The sequence below is a fragment of the Gleimia hominis genome, from assembly GCF_002871945.2.
Lineage (GTDB): Bacteria > Actinomycetota > Actinomycetes > Actinomycetales > Actinomycetaceae > Gleimia > Gleimia hominis_A.
The window spans coordinates 1346533-1369866 of sequence record NZ_CP126963.1 but is presented as its reverse complement, the minus strand read 5'-3'; the positions used below and the strand labels follow the sequence as shown (position 1 = coordinate 1369866).

Here is a 23334-nt window from a genome sequence, read left to right as displayed (position 1 = left end):
CGCCGACTGGAAGTAGGTGAACACCTGAGCCGTAGCTACCTGGAAAATTTACCATGTCCAGGCGCTGTAACAAAAACGAGCGACCCGTCAGGCTGAAACCCGGTTGGGTTAGAGCCTGACGGGCCACTTTTAGAGCGTGGAAACTACTGTCCAGCGTTCTTGTTTGTGATCCCCAAGTAGGCGGAGATCAAACCGATAGAAACGATGATGGCCACCACCCAGGCGATGAAACCACTGTTGTTATTCATGAACAAACCGGTGATCCAGCCACCCAGGAACGCGCCCACAGCGCCGAGGATGATCGTCCAAACGATCCCCAAAGGCTGCTTACCCTTCATGAACAGGCGGGCAAGAGCACCGATAATAGCACCGGCAACAATGTATCCGATCAGTGAGTATCCCATAGTTACTCTCCTTAACTTTGCACGCATAAGCATGCTCTCGAAGTAGTTCGAACAAGTACTACGCTAGCGATACACCACTGCGGTTTCTAGTCATAGTGGTGGTTTTAGACGAATTGGGGCAATAAAGTTATCAAATCATTATCAAAATGCTATTCGCCACAGTTTTTCTAATCCGATATTCCTTCCGCATTCTCAATTACTTCGCGCGCATTCTGCGCCCCCTGCGTGGTGTCGCGCGACGCAACCGCTACCGCCAGTGAAATCAGAACCAGGCCAATCACCGAAGGCCACGCTGGGAACTGCTGCAAAGCCACCGCCCCCACCAGCAGACTCGTGGCGGGCAGCAAAGCTGTGAGCAGTGCGAACACGGACGCGTGAACTTTAGACATGGCTAGTGCCTCAAGCGAATAAGGCACCACAGTGGACAGCAAGCCCACCCCTAAAACCGCGCCAATCAAAACGGGGGACGCCACTACTTTCGGAATCTGCGTCAGGCAAAACGGTAAGAACACGATCGCGCCCGCCAACGTGCCTATTGCCAAGGAATCAATCCCGGAACGCTGCGAAGCAATCCGCTGCCCCAACACGATGTAACCGGCCCAGCAGGCCCCAGCGCCCAACGCGAATACGATCCCGAGGGCAGTTTTCGGATCTTGAACGTTCACGCCGAACCCAGAAATAGACACCACCCCAGCCAACGCTGCAACAGCTGCGACCCGTGAAGTCCAATGCTTCGACCCCATAACCGCAACGGCAACAGGACCGAGGAACTCCAACGACACTGCAACGCCCAGTGCGATGCGGGAAATCGCTTCGTAAAACAGGACGTTCATGAGCGTCATCACCACGCCAAACAAAGCGGAACGACCCCAATCAACCCGGGAAAGCCGCATCCGCCAGGGCCTGCGCCAAAGAATGAAAACAGTGGCGGCAACCGCAACCCGCCACCACGCCACCGCAGCGGGCGTCACCTGAGTGAATAAAACGATCGCGAGCGCAGCGCCCACATATTGAGTGAGACCTGAACCTATCAAAAGGAGGGGAGCGGTATTTGCTGTTAACTGGATTCTCGATTTCATGACACTCCTTTCGCAACAGGTTTGCGCGCAAGGGACGCGCTGATTTACGCAGCTGCTAGCACCCCATTGACGTGGTGGTAAGCGCAGCTGAAGACTGGCAAAGACCTATTTGGTGGTCTCTACATACAATGCCCTGTGGTCGGACACAGGCAACAATACGCTGTTGGCGTGTGGGTGTGTCAAACGCTCCGTTGGGGGTGTCAAATACTCCGTTCCACCTTTGGGTGCGGGCATGATTACTACTTGATCTAACGACTGCGTGGGTGCGTCCACAGGGTAGGTGCGGGCGCTGATAACTTCGCTGTCGGCCGGTAGTTGCGCCTGCACCGCCTGGGCTCCCAAGTTGAAATCTCCGCACAGTACCACGGGGCTACCCAGTGGCTGCAGAAGCTCCAGGCTCCGGCGCAGCTGCGCGCGGGCTGTGGGGGCGTGTACTTCTAAGTGGGTGGTGGCGAAAACTGTGCCGTCGGCCTGCACCGCGCACAGCAGACTCCGGTTTTGCCCCGGCAGTGGCCGCCACCCCAGGGTTTTTGCCCACCAGCCGGTCTGTTGCGGTATTCGCTGCAGAGGTGCTCGCCCCAACCGCGCCACCTTCCATGCCACAGGTGGTTCACGTAGTGCCAGCATGAGGCCGTATGCAGGCCAATTGTGGGCACATATCCGGCGCGTGACACAAGACTCTTTAGCAAAGGCACGCTGCGAACCTACTGGAACTTGCGGGGGTGCGATGCGGGGCCCACCCGCGAACCCGATGAACATGGGGGCGTAGTGGAACCAGTAGCCGGGGAGCGCGCGGGCAATCACCTCGGGAGTGTTCAACCAGTTGGAACGTGGTTGAAACCGGTCTACTTCTTGGAACGCGATCGCGTCTGGCTGCAGGCGCGCCAACTGCCGCACGCTTTCGGCTAACACGTGCGCGTCAACCCGGCCCTCGTTGCCCTTCTGCTGTGGCACTTCGGCCCGTTTCTCACCGCGGCTTCGGGCTGGCGTTTGCTCGCCCGAAGCGGGGCCTTCCGGGGCGAGTGCGCCACTTCCCTCAAACGCAGTAAAACTTCCCTCAAACGCAGTGAAGTTCGCGCGCCCATGCTGAATATTCCACGTAACTATGCGCATAACGCTCCCGCTGGGCTAGGCCATTTCGGTGTCTTACTGCGCTTGGAACTGCAAGCAAACGGAGTTCATGCAGTACCGTTGCCCCGTTGGAGTTTGGGGGGCGTCATCAAAAATGTGGCCCAAGTGCGACCCGCAGTTAGCGCACCGCACCTCCGTGCGATCCATGCCGTGCGAATCGTCGTGCAGGTATTCCACCGCGCCATCCTCGGCCTCAAAAAATGAAGGCCACCCGCACGCGGAATCAAACTTCGCGTCTGAACGGAACAGTTTCTGCCCACACGCCCGACAAAAATACGTGCCCGCCCGGTTCTCGTTCAAAAGCGCGCCCGTGCCGGGGCGTTCCGTACCGGCCTCCCGCAGCACGTGGTACTCCATCGGCGTCAACTTCTGCCGCCACTGCGCATCCGTGTACGCAGCCGCTGCCGGATCTACTTTCAGTTCATCACTCATCCTTCAGCCCCTTGTTTTCTTCATTCAGTTCCCGTGTTTGTTGTTAGCGTTCACCCGCAGATGCCTGCCCGTCAATTGCCGTTTCATCAGCAGGAACCTTGGCATACGCGGCATCTGTGGAATCCTTGGTGCTTGCGTCTTCCGCAGGAACCTTGGCAGACGCGGCGTTTGTGGAAGTGTTGGAAGCCGCGTCGTGTGCAGAGTTCTTGGTTTCCGCGTTAACGGCCTCTTGCTCGCCCGTGAGAGCCTGCTCCCGCTCCCGCTGCACCTGTTTACCCGGACCACTGAACGCCTGCGAGCGCTCCTCAGCCGCCGGATTGCCCGAGAACATGCGGTCACTCGACAACTCTACCTCTGCCGTATCCGCCTCATCATTCGCAGTGCGACCGTTGCCGTTGGGCTGGATCGCAGGGCCGGTATTGCTGCGACTACCATTCACATTTTGTGGTTTGGTTTTCACTGGAAATTCTTTACTGTTCGGCTCCGTCATTTTCACCACGTTCTTGAGGTCCTTCAAACTCAGCACCTGCGTGGTTTCCTCTCCGTGGGTGGGCACGCGTTTCACGGACCGGCCCCGCAGCCGGCGCCTACGTACCTTCCCGGCCCTGCGTTTAGAGGCCTTGACCCGTGCGTCCTGGTAAGACTTCGGTGGGGTCTGCTGTTCGTCCCCCGGGTTTTCAATATTCGCTAGTTCCTGCGCGAGCCGCGCCACCTCTTCTTCAGAACGGTCCCGGTTTTGCTCCACCAGTTTCTCTTGCTGCCACCGGTTGCGTGGTAGTGCGTAGGGCGCGTTCTCAACCACCCATTCCAACAGGTGCTCACGCATGTAGCACCGTAAATCCCACAGGTCCCCGGAGTCCGCTGCGGAAACCACCAGGCGGACCTCCACGTATTCTGCGGTTGTGTCCGTAACTTGTATCGATGTGGTGCGCCCATCCCACAGGTCAGATTGGTTCATGAGGCGCCGCGCTTCCGCGCGGAAACGCGCCAGCGGAAGTGTCCAATCGAAGTGGAACAACACGGTGCCCAACACTTTGGTGTGTAGCCGCGTCCAGTTTTCAAAACTGTTTTTGGTGAACCGGGTGGAGGGCACAATTACCCGCCGGTCGTCCCACACCTTTAGTACAACGTACGTGAGGGTCATTTCCTCAACAGTGCAAAAAACGTCATCAACCACCAGCACGTCCCCAACCCGCAACGCGTCCGTGAGGGTTAACTGTAGGCCCGCGAACGTGTTCGACAAAGAATCTTGCGCGGCAATACCAGCTACCAGCGAAACCACGCCGGCGGATGCAAGTAGGGATCCCATGGCGACCCGTGCTTGCGGGAACGTGAGAATAACCGAAATGGCGGTAACTGCCACCACCAGGGCCTGCAGGATTCGGCGGAACATCTGCGCTTGCGTCGTCAACCGGTTCGGGTGGTCCGTTTTCTGCCCCCGTTTCGCAATGTCTTGGATGGTGAATGCGGCGCTGAACAGCATCCACCCTGCAGCCACGATCGTGGCGATGAACAGCACGTGGGTGATTGGGGGAATCCAGTTCTGCGTCTTATCGGGGTCGAGGACACCGCTGATGTAATCCAGCCCCTGCCAGCCACCAGCCAGGATGAACAGGATGAAGTAGGGGATTTTGGCCCGGCGCATCAATAGTTGGAAGTTAGTGATGCGGCGCGTACTGATTTTCAGCACCCACCAGATAACGATGCCGACCAGTAGTGAGATTCCCGCACCAACCGCCACGCCAGCGGCGATCTGCAGGACGTTCACCGCGGTTTCTACGGCGTCATCGGGGTTATCAGCAGCTGGTTGTAAAGCGCTGCTACCTAGTGTGAGCATGTTGTTTTGAAGCTTGAGTCCAAGCGTTTGCCATCCCATGATTACAGCTTAAGTGGCTGGGATTGTGATTGCGCGTTCCGCTCCGTCGAACTGCCTTGAGGGTGGCGTCACAACGGGCTGCCCACTGCGATTTCCAGCAGATGGAAGACGTTTCGGTGAGTCGATTCACAGTCGGGGGTTTTGCCAAAACAAACTGGTGTTGAGTACACTTTCTTAAGTCAGTCATGGCACTGACTAAGGCCCCCATCGTCTAGCGGCCTAGGACACCGCCCTTTCACGGCGGCGGCACGGGTTCGAATCCCGTTGGGGGTACAAAGGCCCCGTAGCGCAGTTGGTTAGCGCGCCGCCCTGTCACGGCGGAGGTCGCCGGTTCAAGTCCGGTCGGGGTCGCCAGTGTCAATACTGGCAAGCTAACAGCGTGCATGGCGATTTTTTACCCGGCACCACCGCGCGGATTTGTCGCAGCACCAGGTTAGCGGGTAGTATTTACAGGCACTAAGGCCCCGTAGCGCAGTTGGTTAGCGCGCCGCCCTGTCACGGCGGAGGTCGCCGGTTCAAGTCCGGTCGGGGTCGCTCGATTCCACCTGGAATTCGCTTGAGGCACTACGCCTCTCAGTGGTTCCAAAGGAATCGATGCCTCTGTAGCTCAGTTGGCAGAGCGTTCGACTGAAAATCGAAAGGTCAGCGGATCGACGCCGCTCGGAGGCACAAGGAGCCACGCTAACGCGTGGCTTTTCTTGTACCCGCAATTAGCTCCTGTGGAACCCATGATTGTACACTGTGTGGTGCTTGTGTTAGCGGTTGAAAGGGTTGTCTACAGTGGCTACTAGGCGGTCGGGCAAGTACCTCAGTAATGATGATCGGCGGCGGCAGCGTAAACGGCGCAAACTGATTGCGATTGCGATTCCTGTGGTCATCGCGCTCGTGCTGGTGGTCGCGGGGGTGTTTTACGTGCGGGGCAACGCGTTGCGACAAGCTCAGAAAGAGTGTGAAACAGCGCTTGAAACATGGTTCACCGCCCAAGATAAGGCATCCGCGCTGTTAGAGATCCGACCGGATTCAAAAACGAATTTCGCCGCGGAACAAGCAGACATTGCGCAGGTAATTGATTACGAGGCGTCGTGCGAGGTGATGGGCAACGCCAACCACAAGGTGAAACAGCTGCGGTCGATCACCAGTGACCTGCACAGCCGCACGAGCATATTGGATAAAGCAACCGATTCGATCGCGAATAAACTAACGGACCGCATCCACAGTACCCTCACGTCTAATGCAGCGAAGTTGAAGCAGCTCATTGCGAATGCGCAGGATCTGGCGAAGAAAACTAAAGCCAGTGAAGTACGCGATAAGACCACACTTTCTGACCTGCAAAAGGCGATTAAACAGGGGCGGCGCGCATTGAAAACCGCGCAGGCCGCCACCGAGGTGAAGGCGCAGGCGAATGCGTTGGGGAAGGTTAAGGCTGCGCGGGAAGTGATTGCGCAGTGTATGGATGCCGTGAAGTCTTCGCATGAGGATTGGAAGAAGAACCCGACGGAACTGACTGAGCAGGAACGGGAACGGGCGCAACGGCAGCGGCCGCACCGCCCGGAAGGGGCGCAAGAGTTGCGGCCCTCGCGTGAGCCAACGGGTAATGAGAGGCGGCAACCAGGACGTCCGGGTGCCACCCCTGCGCCAGCGCCAAACCGTACGGATTCGCCGAACAGGCCGGCTCCGCAGCCGAAACCTAATGACCCTAAACCAGCTAACCCGGCTCCTAGTGTGCAACCGAAGCCGAATAAACCCGCGGAGGGTGGGACGAATCCATCTGCGCCAGCGAATCCGGAGCCGAAACCCGCGCCAACCAATGCGCCCGCCCCAGCGAATCCGGGGGAGGGAAACCAGCCGGATAAACCACCTGCAGAAAATAAACCCGCACAACCGGAGAAACCGGCTGCGTCTAACCCTGCGCAACCGAGCGCGCCCACTAGCAGTGGCGGCGACTCCTAAACGCTAGGTAAGAAAAGTGTTTTTGGCCGCGTGCGGTAGCCGCTGCGCCGGCATCAGGTGAGCGGCGTACTGACCGGCTAGTTATCTCTTGTGGAAACTAACGGTCGACCGGTCAGCCACATCTTGTAGAAAGTAGGGGGGCGACCGCTCAGCCAGGTCTTGTAAAGCGCGGCGGCGAGTGTGCCAGGATGTGGCGCGCGCAACTTCGATTTGGAGGCGTTCGTATAATCAACTGCATGACTCTTCGCTCCCAGAAACCAGGCTCGCGCAAACCGTTTTTGCTAGTTGTCTGTAGGCAACCGGGCACTATTGCCGACGATGAGCTGCGCATGGTTGCTAAATGGGGCGGTCTGGAAGTTGGCACCACCTTACATACGTTGAACGTGTTGCCGCGCGAACAACCTCCGGAAGCAGATGTCGAAACGGATGCGGCACAAGGCAATTACGACGGCGGGCAAGGTGAAACTCGTGCCCCGCAAATTGACCCCAAAGATGCGGAAACTGAAGCGAAAACCGGGGAATACGGGGCACAGTCGGTTGCGGGAAACGGCAGGTTTCAGTGGGATGATGCGGGTGAGTGCCCGGTGGATCTGCGTGACTATGCGGGCGTGATTATTAGCGGATCGCCGTATTCGTATGGCACGCAGCCGGCGAGTGACGATGAGTTCAAAACCCCTGCGCACCTGCAGATGGAGCGGCGGGTACAGGAGTTGTGCCGCCACCTGTTGGCTGCGGATTTCCCCACGTTGGGAATTTGTTATGGAATGCAGTCCCTCGCGATTGCGGGTGGGGCTGCGTTGTGCGCAGATTTTCCTGAGGACCTGCAGGCCCCGTGGGTGAGCCTCACGCCGGAGGGGATGCGTGATGGGCTTACGCGTTCGCTTCCGCAGCGGTTCGAAGCGTACGTGGGGCACAGTGAATCCCTTGCCGGGGTGCCGGAGGGCAGTGTGGTGTTAGCCACGGGAGATTTTTGCCCCCTCCAGATTGTGCGTTGGGGCAATAACGTTTACGGCACTCAGTTCCACCCGGAAATAACCACTGCAGGTATGCGGATCCGAATAGACACATACGGGGAGACATACTATCCGGCAGACGAGAAAGCGCGGGTGCAAGCCCGCTGTGATCGCGCGGACGTGCGCGCCGCCAACCACCTCATAAGCGAATTTGCGAGGCGCTACCGGTAGCGTAGTCGGGTCAAAATCAGGCAAAATTGAGGAATGAGCATCAAATTTGCCGACTCAGAACGTTCCACCATCGGTATCGAGTGGGAACTGCAGCTGATTGACCGCGACTCCTTAGACCTGCGGCAATGCGGAGACCTGGTGGTAGACCGGGCGCGCGAACTAAACCCAGACAGCGAGCTGATCCACGGGGAAATGCTGCGCAACACCGTTGAACTCGTATCCGGGAAACAAACGAACGTCGCCGCCTGCGCAGAAGACCTGCAACGCGGCGTGGACATGCTGGCACCCGTCATTGACCCGCTTCGCATAGACCTCGCTAGCGCCGGCTCGCACCCGTTTGCGAACCCCGAGTTCCAACGCGTATCCGATTCAGAACGATACGCAAAACTAGTGAACCGCACGCAGTACTGGGGGCGGCAAATGCTGCTTTACGGCACCCACGTGCACGTGGGGGTAGAGGATTTCCGGAAGGTCCTTCCGATCCTCAACTACCTCCTCACCAAACTGGGCCTCATGCAAGCCCTGTCCGCCTCCTCGCCGTTCTGGGGTGGGGTGGACACGCGGTACTGCGACAACCGGGCAATGGTATTTCAACAACTTCCAACCGCGGGCACGCCCCGGCAGTTCACCGAGTGGCATCAACTGGAAGAGTACACGGCGGGCCTCAGGAAAACCGGTGTGATCGGCTCGTTCAACGAAGTGCGTTGGGATATTCGCCCTTCTCCCGCACTGGGAACTATTGAGGTGAGGGTCTGCGACGCCGCTTCAAACCTGACTGAAGTGCGCGCCGCGGCCGCACTCATCCACGCACTGGTGGAAACCGCTTCCCGCCGCCTCGACGCCGGGGAGGAACTGCCCACAATTCCACCCTGGTTCCTGGACGAAAACAAGTGGCGGGCAGCCCGCTACGGAATGGACGCAACACTAATCGAAAACGCGAACGGCGACGAAGCGAGCGTAAAAGAAACCCTTCCGGCACTACTGGAACAGCTAGCACCCGCCGCCCGCGACCTGAACTGTTTAGAAGACCTGGAAGCCCTGTATGACATCGCGGCCTCCGGAGTTGGCTACCAGCGGCAGCGTGCAGTGGTGGAACGCACCGGCACCCTAGAGGCCGTGGTGGAACACATGTGCGCCGAATTCGAATCCGGCAAACCCGTATCCGCCTACGACTTCGAATACGACCCACGCGGCATGCGGTTCCCAGACTCCGGCAACCGCGGGTGGTAAACCCAGCTTGCCCTGTGTTGGCGGGGCAAGGAACCCGTTTAGGGTGGCCACTGAACCGGAAGGAAACGGTGGGCGATAACAACAAATCGGCTGCGAAAACGAGGGTGAGTACTCTACCTGCTAAACCCCCGCCTCGGGCCTAAAGTCCCGAAATATTATATAAATAACAATTTCATATAAAAAGTGACATACGTCTTACTAATTTCTGGATCTCCCCTTAACATTGTCTATTATCCCGAGGTCCAAGGCCGGACCAGTTTTCAAGTAACTGCCCGACCTGCCCAACGCAGGCGCTGGGAAGTAAAGGAATGAGTATGGCTTCTGTTGATGCGAAACCCGCTTACACTCCCGAGGAAGAGCGGTACATAATCCGCAACAAAGACGGCGTTCCCGTCGGAACCCGCCCCCACACAAAATGGACCCCAGGCAAAATCGCCCTGTGGGTAATCATCACCGCGCTGGGGGTACTTGGATGGACAATGCTCGCGATCGTGCGGGGTGAAGAGGTGAACGCCATCTGGTTCGTCGTGACCGCTGTGTGCACGTACGCGATCGGATACCGTTACTACGCGCTTTACATCCAGAAGAAAATCATGAGGCCCGACGACTCGAACGCCACCCCGGCGGAGCGGATCAACAACGGCAAAGACTTCGACCCCACCAACCGCGTTGTGCTGTACGGACACCACTTCGCCGCCATCGCGGGGGCAGGGCCACTGGTAGGTCCAGTCCTCGCCGCACAAATGGGGTACCTACCCGGAACCCTGTGGATCATTTTCGGTGTGCTCCTAGCCGGTGGAGTGCAGGACATGCTCGTGCTGTTCTTCTCAATGCGCCGCGGCGGACGTTCCCTCGGCCAAATCGCCACCGACGAGATCGGTAAAATCGGCGGCATCGTCGCCACCATAGTGGTCCTCGTTATGCTCATGATCGTCCTTGCGGTACTTGCCATGGTGTGTGTAAACGCACTCGCGGAATCCCCGTGGGGCGTGTTCTCCGTGGGCTGTACCATTCCGCTGGCAATCGGTATGGGGCTGTGGCTGCGCTACGTCCAGCCAGGCAAAATCACCCAGGTGTCCATCGCAGGCTGCATCCTGCTGATCGGCGCGATCTTCGCGGGACGCTGGGTGTCGAACACCGACTGGGGTCAGCAGCTATTCCAACTTTCACCCACCACCCTCGTGTGGATCATGGTGATCTACGGTTTCTTCGCTGCGGTGCTGCCCGTGTGGATCCTGCTAACCCCGCGCGACTACCTCTCCACATTCATGAAAGTCGGAACGATCGTGGTTCTGGCTGCCGGCATCGTGATTGTCCGACCCATCATTGAAATGCCAGCGGTAACCGAGTTCGCCTCAAACACTGAAGGCCCCGTTTTCGCCGGCACCCTCTTCCCGTTCCTGTTCATCACCATCGCCTGCGGCGCCCTATCTGGCATGCACGCAACCGTGTCCTCAGGTACCTCACCAAAAATGATCCAAAAAGAATCCCAAGTGCGCCTCATCGGCTACGGCGGGATGCTCATGGAATCGTTTGTGGCAATCATGGCGCTCGCGGCCGCAGCCTCCTTGAACCAGGGCGTGTACTTCGCGATGAACACCTCCGAAGCGTCCGCCGACAAACTGGCCGGCACCGCTGTTGTTCAAGAGTATGAGGGCAACCGCGAAGCCATTTCTAACGAGGCCGCGCAGAACCTCAACGTCACGGACGCGCACGGTAACCGCATTGTGCCGCGCTGGGACTCCTTCGATGAAAACGGTAAAGACAAGGTTTACGAGGGGGAAGAGGCGCTGCGTAAAGTAGCGGAAGACATGGGGGAGCCCTCCGTGGTTTCCCGCACCGGTGGGGCGCCCACACTGGCAGTGTCCATGTCCCACATTCTGCACCAAATCGGTGGTGGGCAAGCGATGATGGGCTTTTGGTACCACTTCGCAATCATGTTCGAAGCCCTGTTCATCCTCTCGGCAGTTGACGCGGTAACCAGGGTGGCGCGGTTCCAGCTGTCAGACGCACTGGGGAACGTGATTCCTCGGTTCAAAGACCCCTCCTGGCGCGTGGGCGCGTGGCTCACCACGTTCGTGGTGGTGGCCTCCTGGGGGTCGTTGCTGCTGATGGGCGTTACGGATCCGCGAGGTGGGATTCAAACCCTCTACCCCCTGTTCGGAATCGCTAACCAACTGATTTCCGCAGTCGCACTACTGGTATGTACCGTGTGCGTGGTCCGCAAGGGTTATTACAAGTGGGCGTGGATCCCAGCCGTGCCATTCGTATTCGACACGGTCGTTACTTTCACCGCTTCGTTCCAGAAGATTTTCTCTACCGATAAGGCTGTGGGCTACTGGGAGCAGTGGCGCAACGCCCGTGAGCTTTTGCCAACCCTTACGGATCCAGCGCAGATAGCGGATACCCAAGCTGTTATTCGCAACACGTTCATTCAGGGGACGCTGTCGATCGTGTTCGTAGTTGCGGTTGCTTTCGTGATTGTGTGCGCGTGTATCCGCATGTGGCGCAGCGTTGCGAAACGGGACGTGTCCACTTCAGAAGACCCGTACGTGGAATCTAACTTCTTCGCTCCCGGCCGTCTGGTAGCGACCAAGCTAGAGAAGAAACTTGTTAAAGAATATGAGGTGGTGGGTGACCCTGCGCTTATCCCCGGAGCGAGCCATGAGCACCACTAGCATGGGGCTGCTGGCGCAGCTGGAAGAGGCGTGTCGAACTGGGAAAAGGCTGTGGCGTGACTTCACGGGTGAATCCGCTTACGACCGGTACGTGGAGCGGCATGCGCGGGAACACCCGGGGCACGCGCCGATGAGTGAACGCCAGTTTTGGCGCGACCGCGCTCGGTTCGAAGAGCAGAATGTTTCAACCGGCTGTTGCTAGGCTCGTATTAGAAGTAGTGACAGGCGGAAGGAATGTGGAATGCAACGTTGGGTTTTAGGTAAAGGCAGTGGCACGCGTGCGCTGCAGCAGGCCATTAACGCAGCTGCGCACGCTGCCAACTCGCCGGACCTCGTAGAAGTGGGGGACCCAACGTGGCGGGAGAGCTACCTGGAAGTGTTCCGGGACCTCACGGGGTTAGAAGCTGAACGAGCCGTCCCGATGGCACGGGCCGCACTAGAAAACCTGTATGGCACGACTCAAACCTCAGATGGCACGCTGCTTCGCGACGTGACGGCAAAAGATGTGTCCGCACAGCCCACCTGTACCGTGGGTGGGCAAGGTGAACCGCAAGATCCGGCGCCGCGCCTGTCGCACGACTCCGCTACTCGAGTGATGACGAATGCGGCGATTGCTGCGTTAGATAAGGTCAGTGCGCACCCGCAATCGTGGCCGCTTGAGGGACACACCGTGGTTGTGCTGGGCGGAGCTGGGCAGTTAGCGCCCACTGTTCCACTGGTACGGGCGGGCGCGCACGTGCACGCCGTAGTGCGTTCTGGCTCGAAACGGTTGGAGTCACTGGTGGAAGCATGCCGCGGCGGTGCGGGGCAGTTGCACATTGTTCCGGGTGAAATCGCGGACGTTACCCGCACCCCAGCGCAGCTCGCTGGGTATATTCGCCAGTTGCCGGGCCGACTAGTTATCGCAAGCGCCCTGTATGCACCTGGGCGCGCCCACCTGCACGCCGTGATGGGAGCGGACCTGGTGCAGAACCTGGTGTTGCGCGACCGGCCCGATACTATCCTCGCGTTCTCAGGTACCCCCACGGACGTGTACTTAGTTGAGGGGCAGATCATGGACGCGGCTTTGGCTACACAGGGACCTAACTATTTGGGCGCTAAACGGATTGAACGGTGGCGGGCCGCTGAGGCGGGGGAACGCACAACTGTGGTTGCCCCGGTTCTTCCTATTTCGAACACGGATTCTGTGCTGGTGAGCGACCTCATTAAAGACACGCTCGCTGGCGGCCCCGGCGTGGGGATTTACCCGGCAAAGCCACAGACTGCCGCGAGGTTGTCTGCCGCGTTCATCACTTACGCGGTGAGTTTCGGCACCGGCCTGGATCAGTGGACCGGACTCGCGGCGCACGGTGGTTTATGGCCCACCGGTCGGGGATGGTCCCGGTTGGTCCCAGGGGCGCGCACACGCGTCGGCATGGCTTTTGTTAACGGGCGGATGCAACGCGACCCCAAGAGCCTCATCACTGCAGCTAAAGAAATTCTCCACTCCTAACCGAGCGTAAAACATGTAGCCATAACCCACGGAAGGTACGCGCGTAACCTGCGGGTAAAACGTGTGGTAAACGTGGTTTAGGATAATGAGGGTTGGAGGGATTTGACTATGGCTGAAAACCGTAAACCACGCCGCCCAGCGATGCTCAGCATTGAAGAGGCAGAGAACATTCAAGGAGACGACGATCCGGCAGCGACCGCACTTGTGGCGAACACGTCTGCCCGCGCGCTCTTGGGGCTAGCGGATGAGGAGTTCGGGCCCGATGCGGTTAACCGCCTGGTGGATGCCATTAATCGCGAGGGGGTGGATATCGTTGCGGACCTGTGGGAACGCAGCCCCGCTTTCACCCTTCCTGGCGCGTTCTGGCGCATCTACCTGCTGACGGAATGGTACCGGCGCGACCCATTGAAAGTAGCGGAAAGATTCGATGAGGGAGTACGCGCCCCCTACACGGCAGGTATTGACGACCAAGAATCCATCGCGGCAGTGCCGTCCCTATCAGAAGTAATGGAGAGGGCAAGTAACCTCATGTCTGGCCGCCCATTTGGCGATTTAACTGGACTGTTGCGCGACTGCGCACTCGTGTGCCGGATCCTCGCCTCTGGGGCAACATTCGGATCCACCTGGATCCGCAGTGACCGCGACCGCTTAGCAACAATGGTGACGAGGCGTGCCCGGGCCCTTGTGGAAACTGCAAACGATCTAGACACAGCAGCGGACCGAGCCCAAGTGGGGCGGCTCGTGTAAACAGGCGGGGGCATACCAGCACGCCCGGGTTTAGGCTGCAAAATGAACAGTGTTTGCACCTCTGGGCGAGCGCTGTTTGCACTGGTGATCTAACGGTGTTTGCGCTGCTAAACGGCCTGCATTTGTGCTGCTAAACGAACGGCGGATAAACCCTGTAGAATCAATTTTAGTTATGTCCGTATCCGCCAGACCCTAAATCGTAGTAGTGCGCCACCGATAGTTCAGGTGGCGTTGGGGTCGTGACCTAAAGAAGTGTTGCACTGTGTCTCATGCTCGTCCCGCACCAGTGCCGAGCCGTATTATCCGCTCGGCTGGAGCCATTGTTTGGCGTGTGCGAGATACCGCTCTTTCGCCGAGTGATCTGAAACTGGGGGTGCGCGTGTCCCCTCAAGATCTGCAGGTACTGCTGGTACACCGACCGCGGTACGACGACTGGTCGTGGCCAAAAGGTAAAAGTGATTTAGATGAGACGTTACCGGTTGCGGGCGTTCGGGAAGTGGAAGAAGAAACGGGGGTGCCGGTAGATTTAGCGGCCCCACTGTTGACGCAACGCTACCGGCTTGGGTCTGGGCAAACGAAAGAAGTGTACTACTGGGTTGGGACCGCCACGGAGCACCCCGGGGTGTTGCGCACGCGCCTTCCGGTGACCCCGGCGCCCTCAAGCGAAATCGATGAAAGCCGGTGGGTAGCTGCGGAGCAGGCCCGGTCTATGTTGACGCGGCGTGGTGACCGACGGTTGCTGACTGATGTGATCGCCAAGGCGCAGGCGGGGACGCTGCGGACGATGACGGTTATTTTAGCTCGCCAGGGTTCTTTGGACGCGTCGCGGGAAGTGCCGGCGTCGGAGCGGCAACTGTCCAGGCTGGGGGTGGCGCAGTCTCGCCAGTTTGTGGATATGCTGTCGAGCTTTGGGGTGCGGCGCGCACTTTCGGCCCCGCGGCGGGCGTGTCAAGAGACGTTGCTTCCGTATGCGCACACAGCTGGGTTGTCGTTGCCTGTTGCGGACGAATTAGAAGCCGGTGAGGGGGAAGCGGTGATGCGCAAACTGCTGGGTACTCCCGGTTCACCACTGGTGGTGTGTGCGCCGCGGCGGGCACTGTCGGGGTTGTTGAAGCCGATCCGGGAGATCACGCCGCATTCGATGATGCGGAAAGTACCGGTTAAGGAACCGTTCTTGAGGTCTGGGCAGCTGCTAGTGGCGCACATTGGGTACCCCGATGGGCAAGCGCAGCTGATTGACGTTTCGTACCACCGGGCCCTGCGGGGAAGCTAACCGCGTGGTTTTAAGCCCTGCGGGGGAGCTAGCAGAGTGACTTTGGGGCGACATTGCGAGTTACTAGTAGTCAGGTCGCAGCGAGGCTTTGGATAACATCGCGATCTACTAGTCGGCAGTTTGCGCACCGAGCAGCGTTTCAACTGCGAGTTAGGTTACTAGCCGGTAGCCCAGTCCGCGCACTGTTTTAAGAATTTTCGGGTGTTTGGAATCAGCTTCAATCCGCGCACGCAAGCGGCGGATGTGCACGTCCAGCGTTTTCGAATCCGCCATGTAGTCCGAACCCCACACTAGGGACAGTATTTGTGAGCGCGTCAGCACGCGGTTTGCGTTCCGTAAGAATAGTTCTAGAAGCTCAAACTCTCGCAGCGGTAAGTGCGTGCTTTCCCCGTGGATGATCACTTCGTGGCGGTCCACGAACATTTGTATCCCCGGGGCTTCCAGCACTTCGTCGGTGCTTTCTTGGGTGGTGCTCGCAGTATTTCGGCGGAGGAGCGCGCGGATTCGAGCTAGAAGCTCGCGATATGAATATGGTTTCGTTACGTAGTCATCAGCCCCAATTTCGAGGCCCACCACCCGGTCCACCACTTCGGTTTTAGCGGTCACCATTATCACGGGCACGTTTGAGAACTTGCGCAGCCGGCGGCACACTTCCGTACCTGAAATGTCGGGCAGCATGAGGTCTAACAGCACTAGGGCAGGTTCACTCTTTTCGAGCAACTCGAGGGCCTCAAGCCCGGTAGCGAACTCGACTACGTCATAACCGTCTTTACGCAGGTTAAACGCCAGGGGAGTGCGCAGCGAATCCTCATCTTCCACCACAACTATTGTGCTCACAGCGCCTCCCTAACCCGTGGTGAACCAGCGGTAGCGGGAACCTGGGCGCTTTCGAGGTGGCGAGTGTCCTCAGGACCATTATCTATCTGCGTGGCAGACGCGGTTGTTTCCGCTCGGCTGCGCACGTGCGCGAGTGGTAGTTCGAGCGTGAACGTGGAACCTTCACCGGGCGCACTCTTCACACGAACACGCCCACCGTGGTCGCGCATCGTGTGCTTCACAATGGACAGGCCCAGCCCGGTACCTCCGGTGGATCTGGACCGGCCCTTATCTACGCGGTAGAAGCGTTCAAAAATGCGTTCACAGTCTGCTTGGGAGATCCCCACGCCCTCATCTTCAACACTCACAACCCCAACTTCGCTACGGGTACCGGTGCGGATAGTGACGGTCGTGTGTTCCGGTGAGTACCGGATCGCATTATCAATCAGGTTGCGCACCGCGGTAGTCAATAGTTCCGGCACCGCCCACACCAGTGGGTGATCACTGACATCCACCTGCAGTTCAATGTCGCGCTGTTTAGCGGCCGTGCGATGCGTTTCGAGCGCATCCGCTACCACCTGGTCAAGATGCGTCGGTTCCGCGTGCGTTAGCACATCCACTTCCTGCAGCTTTGAAAGCATCACAATGTCAGACACCAAACTGGTGAGCCGGTTCGCTTCCGTAATCATTTTCGGCGCAAACGTCTGCACGGCTTGCGGGTCGTCAGCGTGCGCGTAAATCGTTTCCGCCAGCAGCTGCAATGCCCCCACCGGCGTTTTCAGTTCGTGAGAGACATTTGCGGTGAAGTCCGTGCGCATAGCTTCGATCCGACGTTCCTTCGTAAGATCTTTTGCCATTATGAGGATTTTTCCACCGTGCAGTGCTGCAACGGTGACTAAAAAGAACATGCGCACCTGGGGGCTCACAATCGGAGTGAACGTAACCTCGTGCTCCTGTGCAATCCCGGTGCGGCGAACCTGTTCCACAATCTTTAGTAGCCGCTGGTCCGTAAGGTCATCACCAGTTGCCAACCCGAACGTGTACGCCCGCGCATCCGCCCGCAAAATATGGCCGCGCGGACCAACAATAATGGACATGGCTTCAATAGTTTCGAGAACCGACAGGACCTCAGGATTAATCCCCGCAACTTCTGTGGGCGCAGTATCGGCTGTGGGGGTGGCGCGAAAATGTCTTTCAGAACGGTAGAAGGCTGTGGCGGCCGCCAGCCCCACAAGTACACCTAGCCCCGCGATTGTTGCTGCGATAGTTAAAGTCAAGCCTTCCACACTATTACTGTATCGCGTCGAACACAGTTTTCTGCATCAGCATCGCGAAATCGGCAGTTAGGACCAAGATTTCTGGGGTTGTTAACCCTTTGTTAACCACCTGTACGCATGCTCGTTGGGTTAGCGCCCTAGGTTAAAAGCGTATGCGTAAGCGCACGATCTTGTGAAGGAGAGATGGTGAAGAGTAAGAAGTTCTTCAGCGGACTCGCGCTACTAGGTTTAGTGGGTACCTCAACCATGTTAGCGGGGTGCGGTAGCGACAACGCAGTAAAAGACGATTCGTCAAGCAAAGGCAGCTCAGAAGCTACGCAGGAAGAAAAGAGTGACCTCTCCGGTTCCCTAGCGGGTGCCGGGGCCTCTTCTCAAGAAGCGGCAATGAACGCCTGGATGGCCCAGTACATGCAGAAGAACCCCGACGTCACCGTCACGTACGACGCGGTTGGTTCCGGTGCGGGCATCACCCAGTTCACGGACGGCCAGGTGCTGTGGGCGGGTTCCGACGCGGCCCTTGAGGGTGACGAGGTTAAGAAAGCTAAAGACCGCTGCGGCGCAGACGCAATGAACCTGCCCGTATACGTGTCCCCAGTAGCCGTAATCTTCAAACTGCCCGACATTAAAGAACTCAATATCGACCCCACGACTCTAGCGAAGATCTTCTCCGGTGAAATCACGCAGTGGGATGACCCGGCCATCAAAGAAGCAAACCCGGATGTAGACCTGCCCAAGACGAAAATTACGCCGGTTCACCGTGCAGACAAGTCTGGTACCACCGAGAACTTCACGGATTACCTCCACAAGGCTGCGCCAGATGCGTGGCCGCATGACCCGTCGAAGTCCTGGCCAATGGAAGGTGGGGAGTCTGGCGACAAGACCGCTGGCGTAGTGCAGGCAGTCACCCAGGGTGAAGGCACAATCGGATACGCGGACGCCTCGCAGGCCGGCGACCTCGGAACGGTAGCGCTCAAGGCTGGCGATTCATTCGTGAAGTTCTCGAATGAGGCCGCCGCGAAAGCTCTGGACTCCGCAGAACCCGCGGACAGCGGGGTTGAAGGCGACCACGCCCTAGAGATCTCCCGCACGCCAAAAGACAGTGGGGCATACCCGCTGATCCTCGTGTCCTACTCCGTGGTCTGCTCGCAGTACCCGCAGAAGGAAGCGGACCTGGTGAAGTCGTTCATTAACTTCCAGATTTCCAAAGAAGGCCAAGAAGCCGCCGCGAAGTCTGCGGGATCCGCACCGATCTCAGACACTCTACGTTCGGAACTAGAGAAATCTTTGGAAGCGATTCAAACCAAGTAGTATGACTGCAATATCTTCAGGCACAACCGGAAACCGCGTTTTCCGGCTCGGCAGTAAAACAAGCGCCACACTAATCGCTGTGACGCTCGCGGCAGTCGCAGCATTCCTGGTTATTCAGGCGTGGCCGGCACTGACGCACCCCAACGCGGGCCTACGCACTATGGGGAGTGCAGACACCGTGTCCCTGTGGCGATTCACTGCACCGCAGATCTTTGGCACGGTAATCGCCGCCCTGGGAGCAATGGTTATTGCCGTTCCTGTGTCTGTAGGGATTGCCCTATTCATCAGCCACTACGCACCCCGTAAGCTCGCAAACGTGTTGGGATACCTGGTGGACTTGCTCGCAGCAATTCCATCGGTCGTTTACGGCCTATGGGGTGCGATGTGGCTGGTTCCACGGCTCGTACCGTTCTACGAATGGCTATCCGACTACTTCGGTTGGATCCCACTGTTCGCCCCACCCGTGTCCCCAACCGGGCGGGTAATGGCATCCGCAACGATCATCCTGGCGGTCATGATCCTGCCGATTATCACCGCGGTAGCCCGCGAAGTCTTCCTGCAGACTCCCACGTTGAACGAAGAAGCGGCACTTGCCCTCGGCGCAACAAAGTGGGAAATGATCCGCATGGCCGTACTCCCCTGGGGAGCATCCGGCATCGCCTCAGCCTCCATGCTTGGCCTAGGGCGAGCACTTGGCGAAACCATGGCGGTCGTAATGGTCCTGTCCGTAGGCTCCAGCTACTCTTTCAACCTGCTTCAAGCAGGTAAACACTCAACGATTGCAGCGAACATCGCCCTCCAGTTCCCAGAATCAACCGGGATCACAACCGCAGCATTGGTTGCAACCGGCCTGGCCCTGTTCGCAATCACCATGATTGTGAACGCGGGAGCGCGGTGGATCGTTAACCGACAAAACATAGCGATGGGAAACTAAGGTTTATGACAACGATTCGTATTCCGAACGTGCGGCGAACGTCATTGACGTCCGTGAAAGCACGGTCGTCGAATCCTTTTGAATCACGCAACCCGGCGCACGACATGCGCCGGCACCTCGTGAACAAAATCGCCGCCGTAGTAGTATGCGTATCATTCGCACTAGCCGTAATCCCACTAATCTCACTGCTAACCACCGTGGTGATGCAAGGGTACGCGCGGCTCAGCCCGTACTTCCTGTCCGTATCCATGGCGGGCGTTTACGGCGGTATGAACGCCGGGGGTATCTACCACGCAATCGTCGGTACCGTGCTAGTTACTGGCCTGGCCACTCTCATCTCAGTACCCATCGGACTGGGATGCGCGATCTACCTCGTGGAATACGCGCGCGGCACCCGGTTCGCCCGCGTCACAAACTTCCTCGTGGACGTAATGACGGGCATCCCCTCAATCGTCGCTGGCCTGTTCGCAGCTGCCCTGTTCGCCACGTTCGTTTCCCCCGCCTACCGCGCCGGCATCATGGGTGCGGTGGCCCTCGTGGTACTCATGATCCCAACGGTGGTGCGTTCCTCCCAAGAAATGCTGATGCTAGTTCCCATGGAGTTGCGCGAAGCCTCATACGCTCTCGGGGTGCCGCACTGGCGCACAATCGCAAAAGTAGTTCTGCGTACCGCAGCTCCGGGCCTCACCACCTCAATCATGCTGGCGATTGCCCGTGTCATTGGTGAAACCGCGCCACTACTGATGACGGTTGGAGTTTTGCATTCCATTAACTTCAACCCATTCGAAGGTAGGCTCATGACCCTGCCCGTGTACGTGTACCGACAATACTCACAGGGCCTAGCACCATGCGGTGGGGTAGAGAACTGCGTTCCCACAATCAACTTTGAACGCGCCTGGGCCGCAGCCCTTGTGCTCATCATCATCGTGATGATCCTGAACATTGGTGCACGCATAATCTCAAGCCTGTTCTCCCACAACATGCGCTGAAAAACTCGTCTGCACACCGGCGGATCAGCCCTCAAAGAAAACAAAGGATTGTTGTGAACAAGTACCAGATAGATGTTGAGAATCTAAATATTTACTACGGCGACTTCCTCGCAGTTAAAAACGTGAATATGACGATTCCGGAACGCGCCATCACCGCGCTCATCGGCCCCTCAGGCTGCGGAAAATCCACGTTCCTGCGCACCCTAAACCGGATGCACGAAGTGATCCCAGGGGCACGCGTAGAAGGGGAAGTGCGGGTAGGTGGTAAAAACGCGTACGACTCCGACGTCGACCCAGTGCACGTGCGGCGCGAAATCGGAATGGTATTCCAACGGCCCAACCCGTTCCCAACCATGAGCATCCGCCAGAACGTGCTCGCGGGCGTGCGGCTGAACTCAATCCGCATGGGACGCGAAGAGCAAGAACAGATTGTTGAAAAATCTTTGAAACGCTCAAACTTGTGGGACGAGGTAAAAGACCGGTTAGATAAACCAGGTGCGTCCCTGTCCGGTGGGCAGCAGCAGCGTCTATGCATCGCCCGTGCGATCGCGGTGGAACCAAACGTTTTGCTCATGGACGAACCCGCGTCCGCGCTCGACCCGATCTCTACAGGCGCCATTGAAGAACTCATGATGGAGCTGAAAGACCGGTACACCATCGTGATCGTCACGCACAACATGCAGCAAGCAGCGCGGATTTCGCAACGCACCGCGTTCTTCAACCTGGAAGCGGTAGGGCAACCCGGGACCCTCGTGGAAACTGACGATACGGAAGTGATCTTCAACAACCCCCACGAGTCCACAACTGCGGACTACATCGCCGGTCGATTCGGATAATCCAAAAAACCTTAGATCGCCTTGTAAAGCTGGGGTAACCCCAGATACATTCGGGTTACCGCGCATAGTTGGCGTAGCCGATAAACACCGGGGTTACGGCCGGCAAGAGTCCGTGGGCAAGAGTCCGTGTCAGGGCTTCGCAGGTACCTCAGGTATTTTTCTTGAGGGACTTATGCAGCGGATCATCACGACTAACCGCAACGCACACCAGCGCCCGATCTTGTGAATGCGACCAACTGTCCTTAGTGGGCAGTAGGGGAAACACCTCTAATGGGGAAGAATCTAAATCCTCACCTGTGTAGTCTTTAAACGCAGACCGGCAAAACGTTTTCGCTTGCGCGTACAACTCATCTTGCCCCGGGTAAGACTCGCCTCGAATTGTCTTCATGCCCACAACCTCACCATCATGTGACTTACTGCAGGCAGTGGTGGACACGGAAGACACCTCAAAACCATTATCCAAATCCGCATCACTGGGAAGTTTAATGCACTCACCCACATTCAAATCCACTGCCACCGTGGAACACGCAGCGCACCCGAGCGTAGACACAACTAACGCTGCGGCAACGCCGGTGACGCGAAGAAAAAATGAAGATTTCAAAATATCACTCACAGTCAGAAGAAGATTCCCTCACACTAAGATCACGGCAAGAACATGTGCAGCACCATGTAAAGGATGAACGACACGAACGCGGCAGCGGGAAGCGTGAGGAACCACGCGGTCACGATGTTGCCGGCCACGCCCCAGCGGACTGCGGAGAGGCGTTTGGTGGCGCCAACCCCCATGATCGCTGAAGTGATCGTGTGGGTCGTGGAAATGGGAGCGTGGAACACGTACGCCGCGGAGTACAGCACGCCAGCGGATACTGTTTCGGCAATGAATCCGTGCGCGGGGTCTAGCTCAATAACTTTCCGACCCAGGGTGCGCATAATCCGCCAACCACCAGAGTAGGTGCCGGCCGTGATCGCGGTTGCGGCCGCGAGCTTGACCCAAAGGGGGATTTGCAGCTCACCGTTCACCAAGATGTTGTGCGTGTGCCCGTACCCACCTGCGAGCAGGGCCATGACGATAATGCCCATGGTTTTCTGCGCGTCTTGCAGGCCGTGGCCAAGTGCCATGAGGGCGGCGGAAACGGTTTGTGCGTAGCGGAAACGCCGCATTGTGCGATGGTAGGGAAGGGATTTGACCAGCGCTAACGTGAACTTCATCAGAATGTACGCGAGGACGAAACCGATCAGTGGGGATGCGAACATGGGGATGATCACGTGGGTGGTTACGCCCCACCATTGCACGGGAGTGGCGGACGCTAACCCGGCTCCAACGAGGCCGCCGATGAGGGCGTGTGAGGAAGAGGACGGGAGCCCAAGCCACCAGGTGATGAGGTTCCAGGTGATGGCACCCACTAGGGCCGCGAGGATGATGGCGAGCCCGTGAAGTTTCAACTGGTTGTCCGCGGAGTCGGTGAATGGGGCGACGTCGATTATGCCTTGCCCAATGGTTTTCGCGACCGCGGTGCCCATCAGTGCGCCCGCGAAGTTCATGACGGCCGCTAAGGTTAGGGCGGCCCGCGGGGTTAGGGCGCGGGTGGAAACGGAGGTGGCGATCGCGTTGGCGGCGTCGTGGAAGCCGTTAGTGAAATCGAATGCTAGCGATATGGTGATCACTAGGAGCACTAGGAATAGTGTGAGCTCCACGCT

Annotated in this window: 21 protein-coding genes and 4 tRNA genes; 16 read left to right on the top strand and 9 right to left on the bottom strand. The window is 58.1% G+C overall.

The features are described from left to right. Positions 1-143 precede the first annotated feature (143 nt). The 5 genes from CJ187_RS06035 to CJ187_RS06015 form a co-directional block, all read right to left on the bottom strand. Complete coding sequence (locus tag CJ187_RS06035; protein WP_233187369.1) at positions 144-404, bottom strand: GlsB/YeaQ/YmgE family stress response membrane protein; 261 nt, start codon at positions 402-404, stop codon at positions 144-146. A gap of 167 nt (positions 405-571) precedes the next feature. Further along, positions 572-1483, bottom strand: coding sequence for an EamA family transporter (locus CJ187_RS06030; protein WP_102216729.1), 912 nt, complete (start codon positions 1481-1483; stop codon positions 572-574). A gap of 105 nt (positions 1484-1588) precedes the next feature. After that, a complete protein-coding gene (locus CJ187_RS06025; RefSeq protein ID WP_102216728.1) occupies positions 1589-2596 on the bottom strand; it encodes an endonuclease/exonuclease/phosphatase family protein in 1008 nt (335 codons plus the stop codon). Positions 2597-2629: 33 nt separating this feature from the next. After that, the gene (gene msrB / locus CJ187_RS06020) at positions 2630-3046 is read right to left on the bottom strand and encodes a peptide-methionine (R)-S-oxide reductase MsrB (protein ID WP_102216727.1); all 417 of its coding nucleotides are present in this window, start codon (positions 3044-3046) and stop codon (positions 2630-2632) included. A 43-nt stretch (positions 3047-3089) separates the two neighbouring features. Beyond that, a complete protein-coding gene (locus CJ187_RS06015; RefSeq protein WP_102216726.1) occupies positions 3090-4922 on the bottom strand; it encodes a mechanosensitive ion channel family protein in 1833 nt (610 codons plus the stop codon). Positions 4923-5122: 200 nt separating this feature from the next. Between CJ187_RS06015 and CJ187_RS06010 the strand changes: the two genes are divergently transcribed. The 12 genes from CJ187_RS06010 to CJ187_RS05955 all read left to right on the top strand — a co-directional run bounded on the left by CJ187_RS06010 (position 5123) and on the right by CJ187_RS05955 (position 15476). Then, a tRNA-Glu gene (locus CJ187_RS06010) sits at positions 5123-5195 on the top strand. A gap of 4 nt (positions 5196-5199) precedes the next feature. Further along, positions 5200-5276 (top strand) — tRNA-Asp (locus CJ187_RS06005). Between the two features lie 106 nt (positions 5277-5382). After that, a tRNA-Asp gene (locus CJ187_RS06000) sits at positions 5383-5456 on the top strand. Positions 5457-5518: 62 nt separating this feature from the next. Further along, positions 5519-5591, top strand: a tRNA-Phe gene (locus CJ187_RS05995). A 111-nt stretch (positions 5592-5702) separates the two neighbouring features. Next, positions 5703-6872, top strand: coding sequence for a hypothetical protein (locus CJ187_RS05990; RefSeq protein ID WP_102216725.1), 1170 nt, complete (start codon positions 5703-5705; stop codon positions 6870-6872). Positions 6873-7108: 236 nt separating this feature from the next. Then, the gene (locus CJ187_RS05985) at positions 7109-8056 is read left to right on the top strand and encodes a glutamine amidotransferase-related protein (protein WP_158237740.1); all 948 of its coding nucleotides are present in this window, start codon (positions 7109-7111) and stop codon (positions 8054-8056) included. Between the two features lie 33 nt (positions 8057-8089). Next, positions 8090-9286 (top strand): glutamate--cysteine ligase, encoded by a 1197-nt coding sequence (locus tag CJ187_RS05980; RefSeq protein ID WP_102216723.1) that lies wholly within the window; start codon positions 8090-8092, stop codon positions 9284-9286. 314 nt (positions 9287-9600) lie between these two features. Next, positions 9601-11964: a carbon starvation CstA family protein gene (locus CJ187_RS05975; RefSeq protein ID WP_199171094.1), complete on the top strand. Its 2364-nt coding sequence runs from the start codon at positions 9601-9603 to the stop codon at positions 11962-11964. Next, entirely contained in the window at positions 11951-12166 is a 216-nt protein-coding gene (locus CJ187_RS05970; protein ID WP_102216721.1) for a YbdD/YjiX family protein, read from the top strand. The genes CJ187_RS05975 and CJ187_RS05970 overlap by 14 nt, the downstream gene beginning before the upstream one ends. Before the next feature lie 39 nt (positions 12167-12205). After that, positions 12206-13456 carry a hypothetical protein gene (locus CJ187_RS05965; protein WP_102216720.1) on the top strand — a complete coding sequence of 417 codons (1251 nt, stop codon included), beginning with the start codon at positions 12206-12208 and terminating at the stop codon, positions 13454-13456. 108 nt (positions 13457-13564) lie between these two features. Further along, entirely contained in the window at positions 13565-14203 is a 639-nt protein-coding gene (locus CJ187_RS05960) for a hypothetical protein (protein ID WP_102216719.1), read from the top strand. Positions 14204-14534: 331 nt separating this feature from the next. Then, positions 14535-15476, top strand: a complete 942-nt coding sequence (locus CJ187_RS05955) for an NUDIX hydrolase (RefSeq protein ID WP_233187368.1) — start codon at positions 14535-14537, stop codon at positions 15474-15476. Positions 15477-15626: 150 nt separating this feature from the next. Here CJ187_RS05955 and CJ187_RS05950 read toward each other — a convergent pair whose 3' ends face one another. Both CJ187_RS05950 and CJ187_RS05945 read right to left on the bottom strand, forming a co-directional pair. Then, the gene (locus CJ187_RS05950) at positions 15627-16313 is read right to left on the bottom strand and encodes a response regulator (protein WP_102216717.1); all 687 of its coding nucleotides are present in this window, start codon (positions 16311-16313) and stop codon (positions 15627-15629) included. Further along, positions 16310-17569: a sensor histidine kinase gene (locus CJ187_RS05945; protein ID WP_102216716.1), complete on the bottom strand. Its 1260-nt coding sequence runs from the start codon at positions 17567-17569 to the stop codon at positions 16310-16312. The genes CJ187_RS05950 and CJ187_RS05945 overlap by 4 nt, the downstream gene beginning before the upstream one ends. Positions 17570-17752: 183 nt before the next feature. On the opposite strand from CJ187_RS05945, the gene pstS reads away from it, so the two are divergent. From pstS to pstB, 4 genes are read left to right on the top strand one after another with little or no spacing between them, the layout of a single operon-like run. Continuing rightward, positions 17753-18877: a phosphate ABC transporter substrate-binding protein PstS gene (gene pstS / locus CJ187_RS05940; RefSeq protein ID WP_102216715.1), complete on the top strand. Its 1125-nt coding sequence runs from the start codon at positions 17753-17755 to the stop codon at positions 18875-18877. 1 nt (position 18878) lies between these two features. Next, entirely contained in the window at positions 18879-19811 is a 933-nt protein-coding gene (pstC, locus tag CJ187_RS05935) for a phosphate ABC transporter permease subunit PstC (protein WP_102216714.1), read from the top strand. 5 nt (positions 19812-19816) lie between these two features. Next, a complete protein-coding gene (gene pstA, locus CJ187_RS05930; protein WP_102216713.1) occupies positions 19817-20800 on the top strand; it encodes a phosphate ABC transporter permease PstA in 984 nt (327 codons plus the stop codon). 53 nt (positions 20801-20853) lie between these two features. Beyond that, positions 20854-21636: a phosphate ABC transporter ATP-binding protein PstB gene (gene pstB, locus CJ187_RS05925; protein WP_102216712.1), complete on the top strand. Its 783-nt coding sequence runs from the start codon at positions 20854-20856 to the stop codon at positions 21634-21636. Positions 21637-21784: 148 nt separating this feature from the next. Here pstB and CJ187_RS05920 read toward each other — a convergent pair whose 3' ends face one another. Together CJ187_RS05920 and CJ187_RS05915 are read right to left on the bottom strand one after the other, a co-directional pair. Next, positions 21785-22249: a septum formation family protein gene (locus CJ187_RS05920; RefSeq protein ID WP_158237739.1), complete on the bottom strand. Its 465-nt coding sequence runs from the start codon at positions 22247-22249 to the stop codon at positions 21785-21787. 29 nt (positions 22250-22278) lie between these two features. Then, entirely contained in the window at positions 22279-23331 is a 1053-nt protein-coding gene (locus CJ187_RS05915; RefSeq protein WP_102216710.1) for an inorganic phosphate transporter, read from the bottom strand. Positions 23332-23334: the final 3 nt, after the last annotated feature.

Coding starts and splice junctions, on each gene's coding strand:
- CJ187_RS05960 (WP_102216719.1), top strand. CDS start 13,565: ATGGCTGAAAACCGTAAACCACGCCGCCCAGCGATGCTCAGCATTGAA.
- CJ187_RS05965 (WP_102216720.1), top strand. CDS start 12,206: ATGCAACGTTGGGTTTTAGGTAAAGGCAGTGGCACGCGTGCGCTGCAG.
- CJ187_RS05975 (WP_199171094.1), top strand. CDS start 9,601: ATGGCTTCTGTTGATGCGAAACCCGCTTACACTCCCGAGGAAGAGCGG.
- pstC (WP_102216714.1), top strand. CDS start 18,879: ATGACTGCAATATCTTCAGGCACAACCGGAAACCGCGTTTTCCGGCTC.
- CJ187_RS06030 (WP_102216729.1), bottom strand. CDS start 1,483: ATGAAATCGAGAATCCAGTTAACAGCAAATACCGCTCCCCTCCTTTTG.
- CJ187_RS06015 (WP_102216726.1), bottom strand. CDS start 4,922: ATGGGATGGCAAACGCTTGGACTCAAGCTTCAAAACAACATGCTCACA.
- CJ187_RS06025 (WP_102216728.1), bottom strand. CDS start 2,596: ATGCGCATAGTTACGTGGAATATTCAGCATGGGCGCGCGAACTTCACT.
- CJ187_RS05980 (WP_102216723.1), top strand. CDS start 8,090: ATGAGCATCAAATTTGCCGACTCAGAACGTTCCACCATCGGTATCGAG.
- CJ187_RS05985 (WP_158237740.1), top strand. CDS start 7,109: ATGACTCTTCGCTCCCAGAAACCAGGCTCGCGCAAACCGTTTTTGCTA.
- CJ187_RS06035 (WP_233187369.1), bottom strand. CDS start 404: ATGGGATACTCACTGATCGGATACATTGTTGCCGGTGCTATTATCGGT.
- pstS (WP_102216715.1), top strand. CDS start 17,753: ATGGTGAAGAGTAAGAAGTTCTTCAGCGGACTCGCGCTACTAGGTTTA.
- msrB (WP_102216727.1), bottom strand. CDS start 3,046: ATGAGTGATGAACTGAAAGTAGATCCGGCAGCGGCTGCGTACACGGAT.
- CJ187_RS05970 (WP_102216721.1), top strand. CDS start 11,951: ATGAGCACCACTAGCATGGGGCTGCTGGCGCAGCTGGAAGAGGCGTGT.
- pstA (WP_102216713.1), top strand. CDS start 19,817: ATGACAACGATTCGTATTCCGAACGTGCGGCGAACGTCATTGACGTCC.